This window comes from Alkalibacterium psychrotolerans (assembly GCF_054784355.1).
This window is the reverse complement of sequence record NZ_BAAGPH010000068.1, coordinates 1-931: the sequence shown is the minus strand read 5'-3', so window position 1 is coordinate 931 and position 931 is coordinate 1. Positions and strand designations below refer to the sequence as shown.

General features: G+C 38.2%; 1 protein-coding gene. It reads left to right on the top strand.

The annotated features are described in order from the left end of the window. Positions 1 to 152: 152 nt before the first annotated feature. Positions 153 to 931 (top strand): RING finger protein (locus ACYVLS_RS08910; RefSeq protein WP_460323707.1); only part of this gene is annotated, 779 nt, incomplete at its 3' end.

Genomic DNA, 931 nt, shown 5'->3' with positions numbered 1-931 from the left:
AGTAGTTACCAATTTTTTTATATTTTTAACATGTTTTAAAGCAACTAACGTTGCTCTGTCAATAAAAGTGCAAAAAGGCACCTCTTCCCCCCTTAATCTGATAAAATGAAGTTCACTAAAACAAACATTCATCACTTAAGGAGTGAAAAGAGATGCCTAATCTACTTCAAATTATCATGTATTTAGTTAATAAAATCAAGTGGCAAAATCATTTAATTCAGCTTTTGAATGATTATATTGCCTGGCTGGAAGATGAGGGGAAGCGACCACCCAAAGGGACGGATATCACGAACCTTGATTACAATAAATTGACTCTTGATGAGCCTCCGAAAGTTATAACGATTGAACGAGCTGACTATAAAGTCCTTTTAAAACAAGCCGCAGAAGCAGGAAAACCGATTAAACCTGTTCAACGACATAAGTCCTCAACAACGGTTCCTGAGTCTGTCCATTGCGCAAAGTGTCATGCGCCTCACAACTTCCTCTATAAAAATAATGGAAAACACGGACAGTACCGGTGTAAAATCTGTTCCGCCTTATTCAACGAAAAAAGCCGATACTCTAAAGATGTGTTACTTAAATGTCCCCACTGTGAACGGTGCCTTGAGAAGATAAAACAACGGTCTGAATTTGATATCTACAAGTGTAAAAACGATACTTGTCCTTATTATCTTGATGCGTTGAATAATTTAAGTGAAGAGCAAAAGGAACTCTATACTATCGCCCCGTACTATCTCAAGTTACGCTATATTTACCGCCAATTTCGCTTGAAATTAGAAGACATCAAGTCCTATGGACTAATTGAATCACCGGTTGACTTGAATCGTATTCATGCGTCCCCACGTTTATTAGGTGAAATCTTGACCTATCATGTTAATTACGGGTTGCCCGCACCAAAGGTAGCCGCATTAATCTACGATATGCACGGAGT